Raw genomic sequence first — 8,895 nt, forward strand, 5'->3', positions numbered from 1 at the left:
TTGTTTGCAAGACATTATAAAAAACCAGCAACCGTATTTATAGTACCTGGAATAATTCCATTAGTACCCGGTGCTGGCATGTATTACACTATGTTAGCCTTAGTAGAAAAAGACTTTATTTCTGCTGCAAACAAAGGTACCGAGACCTTTTTTATAGCAGCTGCTATTTCTATTGGTTTAATAATTTCCACATCACTATCCAAATCCATTAAACGGGTAAAAAACAAAGATTAGTTTTGTTTTGTGTATTTTATCATGGTGTTGACTAAATCATCTAAAACCTCATCTTCTGCTGACCCGTCTAAATATTTTTTTAAACAATCCTTCATATGACTTTCCAATATAAGCCCACCTACAGAATTCATGGCAGCTCGTACTGCTGCTATTTGAATTAGTATATCTCCACAATACTTGCCTTCATCTACCATTTTTTGTATTCCCTTTACTTGTCCTTCAATTCTTCTTAAACGTCGTATTATGGCCTCGTTATCCTTTGTCTCAAAAGTCAATCTTCTTTCCTCCTTTTAATAAATTTATTCCAAAATCCGTATCATTTCCATAGCATTTTCATTTTTTCTTTTTAAAGACTGATCTATTAATTTTACTATTACAAATGAAACTGCTAGAAAGACGATTCCCATAGCAAAACCTAATATTTCATAACTATTTATATTCATAGATTGAAATAAATTTACTCCCAAAACTATTCCCAAAATTAGCATGGCAAAAGGAATCATATATGCAATTAAAGCATACTTTAAAATATTTTTTGATTTAGCTTTAATTTCAACAAAATCTCCAGTTTTTGCTCCAATTCTATTTTCTAACTGTACTACTATATTTGGCGCACTACAGCCGCCACCACAGCTACCACAGCTTCCACCGCAACCAGAAATTCTTCTTACCTCTACTTCGGCTATATTATCACTAATTTTGCGAACATATCCTAATTGTTCCACAAATTAACACCCCCAGATACTAAATCTTTTATCACTTCAGAAGCAAGAATTAATCCTGCAACAGAAGGAACGAAAGAAACACTACCAGGGACAGATTTCCTAGCATTTTCTTTCTCTAAATTAACTTTTATAGGCTTTTCTTTTGACCATACTACCTTCAAATCCTTGATATTTCTCTTTCTCAATTCATTTCTCATTACTTTAGCCAAAGGACAAGTATTGGTTTTATATATATCTCCCACCTGGAGCATTGTTGGATTTAGTTTATTTCCTGCTCCCATACAGGATATAATTGGAATATTTAATTTTTTACAATTTACAATCAAGTTGATTTTAGCAGATACCATATCTATAGCATCTATTACATAATCATAACCCTGTAACAATAACCTATCCTTATTTTCATCCTTATAGGTTTCTTTTATTGCCTTTATATTTAAATTTGGATTAATCTCCAATAATCTATCTTTCATTACTTCTACTTTTGGTAAATTTATAGTTTTTGAGGTAGCATGAATTTGTCTATTTATATTAGTTATATCTATTATATCATAATCTATAATAATAATCTCCCCTAATCCAGACCTAACCAAAGCCTCTGATGCAAAGGAACCTACGCCACCTATACCAAATATTGCAACTTTTGACTTATTAAGTATATCCATTCCTTCTTTACCTAATAATAATTTTGTTCTGGAAAATCTGCTATCCATTCTTTTCTCCTTTCAAATATAAATAGACTACCTAATTCCACTATTATTCTAGATTCAGTTTTACATGCACTTCTTTTAGTTGTTCTTTCGATACCTCAGAAGGTGCTCCAGTTAGTATACAAGTAGCAGATTGTGTTTTTGGGAAAGCTATAACATCTCTAATATTTGAACTATTAGTCAACAACATAATTAACCTATCAAATCCATAAGCTATTCCACCATGAGGAGGTGTACCATATTTAAAAGCCTCTAGAAGAAAACCAAATTTATTCCAAGCTTCTTCTTCAGAAAAACCAAGGGCAGCAAACATTCTCTTTTGTAATTCTGGGTCGCTAATTCTTATACTTCCTCCTCCCATTTCATCTCCATTAATAACAATGTCATAAGCTTTTGCTCTAACTTTTTCAGGCTCAGTTTCCAATAATTCAATATCTTCCTCCATAGGATGAGTAAATGGATGGTGTTTAGCTACATATCTTTCTTCTTCTTCATCATATTCAAATAATGGAAATTCAGTTATCCATACTAATTTCAACTCAGAATTATCGATTATATCAAGTCTTTTAGCCACTTCATTTCTTAAATTGCCTAAACTATCAAATACAATCTTTGGATTATCAGCAACAAATAAAAGTAGATCCCCTTTTTCACCATCTAATTCGTCTAGAATGCCATTTATTTCTTCTTTAGACAAAAATTTAGCTATAGGTGAAGTTATGCCATCTTCTGTTATCTTTATCCAAGCTAGACCTTTAGCACCAAAGGTTTTAACATAATCTTCTAGACTACTAATATCTTTACGTGAAAATTTATCCCCATAACCTTTTACATTAATCCCTCTTACACAACCGTTATTTTTTATAGTACCACTAAATACTTTAAAATCTGAATTTTTTACTATAGGGCTAATATTCACTAATTCAAAATCAAATCTTAAATCTGGCTTATCTACTCCAAATCTTTCCATAGCCTCTTTGTAGGTCATTCTCTGTATTGGAAGGTCAATTTCAATACCCTTTAACTCTTTGAATAACTTAAATAGCATTCTTTCATTCATTTTTATAACATCTTCTACATCTACAAAGGACATTTCAATATCTATTTGAGTGAACTCTGGTTGCCTATTCGCTCTTAAATCCTCATCTCTAAAGCATTTTACTATTTGATAATACCTATCCATACCTGAGACCATTAAAAGCTGTTTTAAAAGCTGTGGAGACTGGGGTAGGGCATAAAAATGGCCTGGGTTAACTCTACTTGGAACTAAATAGTCTCTTGCTCCTTCTGGAGTAGGCTTAGTAAGCATTGGAGTTTCTATCTCCACAAAATTGTTTTCATCTAAAAAATTTCTAACTATCTTTGCAGTTTTGTGTCGCATCTTCAACCTATTTTGCATAGAAGGTTTTCTTAAATCTAAATATCTATATTTCAGTCTCATATTTTCAGCAACATTGTCATCATCTTTTATATAAATGGGTGGTGTTTCAGATTTATCCAGTATTTTTAACTCATCTACCAAGACCTCAATTTCACCTGTAGGGATATTTTTATTTGTAGATTCTCTTTTTCTTACTTTTCCCTTTATAGCCAATACGTACTCAGATCTTATTTTTTCTGCCTTATTAAATATTTCTTCTGAAATAGTACTATCAAAAACTATTTGACAAATTCCCGTTGTATCACGTAGGTCAATAAATATTAAAGAACCTAAATTTCTTTCTTTTTGTACCCATCCCATTAAAACCACTTCTTTATCTATATGGGATACTCTTAAATCTCCACACATATGAGTTCTTCTTAAATTTCCCATCTTTTCTCTCATGATTTTACCTCCTTAAAATAATAAAAACCTCTCATCACTGAAATTCAGGGACGAGAGGCAAATTTCTCGCGGTGCCACCCTAATTAGGCTTATACCTCACTTAAAAAATAACGCAATATATGCGAACAAACTGAGTTTGTTAACTCCAAGGTGTCTTCATTAAACATTAGCATCAGTTTCCACCAAACCTGACTCTCTATAGCTAAGAGATTTAACTACTATTCCTTTTCACAGTTTCCATATGGTTTTAATTATTATAAGATATATTCTCTATAGTGTCAAGATAATATCCTTGCTTTTCTCTCCACCATTTCTTCAACTCTCTTCAGATATTCTTCCAAAGATTTCACATTAGGTACTCTTTTTATTCTATCTTCTTTTGGAAAATATATCTTTGATACAGCTCCCATTCCTAATCCGATGATTGTTTCCTTTTCCTCCATCATCTTTATATTATATATACATTCCTTTCCTTTTTTAGCATATCCTATGTTTTCAAAATTCCCCATAATTTGTTTTTGTCTATAAAGATAATAAGGTAAAAGATTCATTTCAACTGCAAAATTCTTTGTTTCATTCAACATTTTTTCTATTATATTTTGATCCTTCACCTGGTATTTATCCATAGTTCTTATAAATTTTGAACCTCTTTTTACTGATAATGTATGGACGGTTAAATTTTCAGGGTCTAATTCCTTTATTTTGTTTAATGTTTTTTTTATATCATCTACTCCTTCAGAAGGAAGTCCAACAATTAAATCCATATTTATTACAGTAAATCCAATTTCACCTGCCATAATATAGGTCTTTATTATATCTTGACTACTATGCTGTCGTCCAATTAACTTCAATGTACTATCATTCATAGTCTGAGGGTTTATACTAATTCTTTCAACATTATTTCTATTTAACATTTTTAGCATTTGGATATCTATAGTATCTGGTCTACCTGCCTCTACTGTTAGCTCTTGGATGCTACCCCTAGGGAAATTCTTATATATAGCCTGTATGATTTTTTCTAAATATTTAGGAGAAATAGCACTAGGAGTTCCCCCACCAATATATACAGTAGAAATAGTTTTGTTCTTCATTAATTCTCCAATCCTATTGATTTCATATATAAGTTTGTCTACATAATCCTCTACTAAATGTTCATATTTTTTAATACTTAAGGATGGAAAAGAACAGTATAAGCATCTAGTAGGACAGAAGGGGATGCTTATATATAGACTAAACCTATCTCTATCTAAAGGATAAAGATATTGTCTTTGTTCTTTTCCAATATCCAATATTAGCTCAGCTTTTTGAGAATACAATTTATATTCTTTAGTCAAAATATTTAAAATCTCATTATCTTCTAAACCTTCATCTAAAAGATTATGAACTATTTTTACTGGACGAATTCCAGTTAGTATTCCCCAAGGGGCTTTTACCTTAGCTATGTTGCTTAACGCTTCATAAAAATTTTGCTTGATTCCTATTCGTATTTTCTTTCTAATATTACCTTTATCCACCTTAATTTTTTCAATGTTCTTAATTGAGCTTTGATGTATCAAATTACCATCCTTATAAACCCATATGCAAGATTCAATATTGCTACTACAATCTATTAACTTATTAACAACTAAAATACCTATAGTATATTCATCGATATTATCTATGAAAACAATTTCTTCGCCAAAAAAGAAAACCTTTATCAATTCATTTATTTCATAATTAAAATGGTGACCTACTAAATTGACATATATCATATTCATTCCCCTTAATAATCCTGATAATAATCTTCAATCATCTTCTTTATATATTTCTTTGAAATACCAAATTCTTTGGAAATTTCTTCTTTATCCAAACCTAATTCTATTAGGTCATGAACATCATGTAAATCTATAGCTTTATCTTTTTTATTGCGTATAAACCTTATCTTTTTAGTCATTTAAGCCACCTCCTAGGGTATATCTTTCCCTAAAAGATGGCTTCCAATTCTATCTCTTTATGAATGGATTAGACTCTTTTTCATTTTTTATAGTAGATGATGGACCATGTCCTGGATATACGATTATATCATCTGGATAAACTATTATTCGTTTATTTATTGATTCTATTATATCTTTATAGGAACTTTTAGGAAAATCAGTCCTTCCAATAGAACCAGCAAATAAAGTGTCCCCAGTAAATATTTGGTTGTCAATTTTAAGGCTAATACCTCCAGGGGTATGTCCAGGGGTATGGATTACCTTGCCTTTTAAATTTCCAAAACTTATCTCATCTCCATCATCTAGCAAAATATCCGCTGAAATTTCTACAGTACCCATTGCCATAGTACTGGAAAAATTACTTCTTCCATCCTTTAGCAGATATTCATCATCTTTGTGTATAGCCACAGGAGCATTAGTATAATCTTTTATCCCTTTGACACCAGCAATATGGTCTCCATGACCATGGGTTAGGACAATATATTTAACATCCAATCCTATATTTTTTATCTGAGTTAAAATATCATCTTCATCTCCACCTGGGTCAATTACTATAGCTTCTTTACTATCCTCTGAATATACTAAATAACAGTTAGCAGCATAAATCCCTGCTGGTATCCTTACTACTTTCAAAAATATCCCTCCTAAAAAGTTTTTTTACTATCTATTATTATGGTAACAGGGCCATCATTTATTAAAGATACATCCATATTAGCCCCAAATATACCTTCCTCAGTTTTTATACCCTTTTCTTTACATTTTTCAACAAACTTAAGATAGATATCCTTTGCTATATCTGGATGGGCAGATTTGGTAAAACTTGGCCTTTTACCCTTTCTAACATCTCCATATAGTGTAAATTGAGATATAATCAATATCTCTCCACCAATATCCAATAAAGATAAATTCATTTTTCCATTATCATCTTCAAAAATCCTTAAGCCTAGTACTTTATCTACCATGTATTCTAAATCTTTATCATTGTCTTCTTCACCCACACCAAGAAGAACCAATAAACCTTTATCAATTTTCCCCACAATATTTTCCTCTACCTTTACACTGGCTTCTGTCACTCTTTGGATTACAGCCCTCATCATAACCTTCCTTTCTTTAACTAGTAACTCTATATACGTCTATTACACCTTTTAATTTTTTTATTTTCTTCATCAAATCTCTTAATTGATCTATATCCTTTATCTCTAAAATCATATTTATAATAGCCAATCTTTCCTTATTAGTTCTAGCATTTAGAGACAATAAAGAAAGCTCAGCTTCGGTAATTCTCTGTGTTATCTCAGTCAACAATCCTGGTCTATCTGTTCCTTTAATCTGAATTTCTGCTGGGTACTCAGCTTTTTCATCAGTATCCCAAAAAACTTCTATAAATCTTTCATTACCATCAACAAAACTTATATTAGGACAATCCTTTCTATGGATAGACACTCCTCTACCTCTTGTAATATAACCAATTATTTCATCACCAGGTACAGGATTACAACATTTAGAAAATCTTACCTTTATATTGTCTACTCCTTTTATACTAATACCTTGGGTAAACTTTTTATTTCTTTTAGCAAAACTTTGATCTTTTATTTTACTTTCAGCCAAAGTCTTTTCATCTTTCACTTTGTAATGTTTTCTATAGAACTCCTTTAATCTGGACATAACTTGAGATATAGTTACACTTCCATATCCTATTCCAGCATATAAATCATCTGAAGTATTTAAACTTAATTTGTTTGCAATATTTTTTAGCCAATCCTCTTTTAACACTTCAGTTAGTTTATAACCTTGTCTTTTAACTTCCTTTTCCAACATATCCTTGCCTTTAATTATATTTAAATCCTTTTCTTCACGTTTAAACCATTGTCTAATTTTATTCTTAGCTTGACTACTCTTTACAATTTTAAGCCAATCTCTACTAGGTCCGTTACTACTTGGAGAAGTTAAAACTTCAACTATATTGCCATTTTTAAGTTTAAAATCTAAAGGTACAATCCTTCCATCAACCTTAGCACCAACACAGTTGTTCCCTACAGCAGTATGAACCCTGTATGCAAAATCTATTGGAGTAGAGCCATTAGGTAGATTGATAACATCTCCTTTAGGAGTAAAGACAAATACTTCATCTGTAAAGAAATCTATTTTTAAAGTCTCCATAAATTCTTTAGGATCTTTCAAATCCTTTTGCCATTCTAGCAATTGCCTTAACCAAGTTAATTTTTCATCAAAATTGTCCGTCTTCACATTGCCTTCCTTATATTTCCAATGAGCAGCAATACCATATTCTGCAGTTCTATGCATATCCCAAGTCCTAATTTGAACCTCAAATATCTCTCCCTCTGGCCCAATTACTGTAGTATGAAGGGACTGATACATATTCGGCTTTGGCATAGCAATATAATCCTTAAACCTGCCGGGTATTGGTTTCCACATAGTATGGACAATTCCTAAAACTCCATAACAATCCTTTATAGTATTTACAATAACTCTAATAGCGGTTAAATCAAATATCTGTTCAAAACTTTTATTTTGATAAACCATCTTTTTATAAATACTATAAAAACTCTTTGGTCTACCACTAATATCTCTAGGTATACTCATTTCATCAAGTTTTTCATCTATTTCACTGATTATTTTTTGAATATATGCTTCTCTTTCTCGTCTTCGTTTAGAAACCTTATCCACCAAATCATAATATCCTTCTGGATCTAGATACCTTAAAGATAAATCTTCCAATTCCCATTTTATCTTAGACATACCTAGTCTATGTGCCAATGGAGCATATATTTCCAAAGTTTCCAAAGCCTTTTCTTTTTTCTTTTCTTCACTCATATATTCTAAAGTTCTCATATTATGCAATCTATCAGCTAATTTTATTATAATTACCCTTATATCCTTAGCCATAGCCAATACCATCTTCCTCAAATTCTCTGCTTGGCTTTCCTGCTTTGTCTTGTACTGTAATTTCTTTAATTTTGTAACTCCATCAACTAAATTAGCAACTTCTTCTCCAAACTCCTTTACTAAAGTTTCGTAATCTACGCTGGTATCTTCCAATACATCATGAAGCAGACCCGCAATTATAGTAGTTCCATCCATACTTAAATCTGCAAGCAACATGGCAACATTAAAGGGATGAACAAAATAGACTTCACCAGAGTTTCTCAATTGCCCTTGATGAGAATACTCAGCAAAATTATAAGCTTTGATAATCTGTTCCATATCTATATGAGGATTATATTCTTCAATTTTAGACAATAAATTTTCTATCATATAATTCACCTGCTCCATATAATTTATAAGATAAATATTGTACAAATTTTCAATAAATTTATATTAAATATTGAAATTTTAACTTTCACTAAAAAATTCAATATTATAGCAATATATATCAAAAACAGAGTTTTTTCATCATTATATTAGAA

Annotated in this window: 10 protein-coding genes and 1 other annotated feature; of the genes, 1 reads left to right on the forward strand and 9 read right to left on the reverse strand. The window is 31.0% G+C overall.

What is annotated here, in order from left to right; translation table 11 throughout:
- A partial coding sequence (locus VK998_RS06015) for a threonine/serine exporter family protein (RefSeq protein WP_325226564.1) occupies positions 1-234 on the forward strand: 234 nt, incomplete at its 5' end.
- On the opposite strand, the gene VK998_RS06020 is transcribed toward VK998_RS06015, so the two are convergent.
- From VK998_RS06020 to VK998_RS06060, 9 genes are all read right to left on the reverse strand, one after another.
- Positions 231-509, reverse strand: coding sequence for a metal-sensitive transcriptional regulator (locus VK998_RS06020; protein WP_325226566.1), 279 nt, complete (start codon positions 507-509; stop codon positions 231-233). The genes VK998_RS06015 and VK998_RS06020 overlap by 4 nt on opposite strands.
- 24 nt (positions 510-533) lie before the next feature.
- Positions 534-959 (reverse strand): SoxR reducing system RseC family protein, encoded by a 426-nt coding sequence (locus VK998_RS06025; RefSeq protein ID WP_325226568.1) that lies wholly within the window; start codon positions 957-959, stop codon positions 534-536.
- Entirely contained in the window at positions 947-1,672 is a 726-nt protein-coding gene (locus VK998_RS06030) for a tRNA threonylcarbamoyladenosine dehydratase (RefSeq protein WP_325226570.1), read from the reverse strand. Before VK998_RS06030 ends, VK998_RS06025 begins: the two co-directional genes overlap by 13 nt.
- A 43-nt stretch (positions 1,673-1,715) precedes the next feature.
- Positions 1,716-3,494, reverse strand: a complete 1,779-nt coding sequence (gene aspS, locus VK998_RS06035) for an aspartate--tRNA ligase (RefSeq protein ID WP_325226572.1) — start codon at positions 3,492-3,494, stop codon at positions 1,716-1,718.
- Between the two features lie 43 nt (positions 3,495-3,537).
- Positions 3,538-3,735: a binding site (T-box leader), on the reverse strand.
- Between the two features lie 37 nt (positions 3,736-3,772).
- Complete coding sequence (hemZ, locus tag VK998_RS06040) at positions 3,773-5,245, reverse strand: coproporphyrinogen dehydrogenase HemZ (RefSeq protein ID WP_325226574.1); 1,473 nt, start codon at positions 5,243-5,245, stop codon at positions 3,773-3,775.
- 11 nt (positions 5,246-5,256) lie between these two features.
- Entirely contained in the window at positions 5,257-5,427 is a 171-nt protein-coding gene (locus VK998_RS06045) for a hypothetical protein (RefSeq protein WP_325226575.1), read from the reverse strand.
- 49 nt (positions 5,428-5,476) lie between these two features.
- On the reverse strand, positions 5,477-6,100 hold the full coding sequence (locus VK998_RS06050; RefSeq protein WP_325226577.1) for an MBL fold metallo-hydrolase: 624 nt from the start codon (positions 6,098-6,100) through the stop codon (positions 5,477-5,479).
- 11 nt (positions 6,101-6,111) lie between these two features.
- Positions 6,112-6,561: a D-aminoacyl-tRNA deacylase gene (dtd, locus tag VK998_RS06055; protein ID WP_325226579.1), complete on the reverse strand. Its 450-nt coding sequence runs from the start codon at positions 6,559-6,561 to the stop codon at positions 6,112-6,114.
- A 16-nt stretch (positions 6,562-6,577) separates the two neighbouring features.
- Entirely contained in the window at positions 6,578-8,743 is a 2,166-nt protein-coding gene (locus VK998_RS06060; protein WP_325226580.1) for a RelA/SpoT family protein, read from the reverse strand.
- Positions 8,744-8,895: the final 152 nt, after the last annotated feature.

The sequence above is a fragment of the Schnuerera sp. genome, assembly GCF_035459645.1.
Lineage (GTDB): Bacteria > Bacillota > Clostridia > Tissierellales > Tepidimicrobiaceae > Schnuerera.

What these genes read in the sequence shown, in the direction of transcription:
- VK998_RS06030 (WP_325226570.1), bottom strand. Translation starts at nt 1,672, where the DNA reads ATGGATAGCAGATTTTCCAGAACAAAATTATTATTAGGTAAAGAAGGA.
- aspS (WP_325226572.1), bottom strand. Translation starts at nt 3,494, where the DNA reads ATGAGAGAAAAGATGGGAAATTTAAGAAGAACTCATATGTGTGGAGAT.
- hemZ (WP_325226574.1), bottom strand. Translation starts at nt 5,245, where the DNA reads ATGATATATGTCAATTTAGTAGGTCACCATTTTAATTATGAAATAAAT.
- VK998_RS06045 (WP_325226575.1), bottom strand. Translation starts at nt 5,427, where the DNA reads ATGACTAAAAAGATAAGGTTTATACGCAATAAAAAAGATAAAGCTATA.
- dtd (WP_325226579.1), bottom strand. Translation starts at nt 6,561, where the DNA reads ATGAGGGCTGTAATCCAAAGAGTGACAGAAGCCAGTGTAAAGGTAGAG.
- VK998_RS06060 (WP_325226580.1), bottom strand. Translation starts at nt 8,743, where the DNA reads ATGATAGAAAATTTATTGTCTAAAATTGAAGAATATAATCCTCATATA.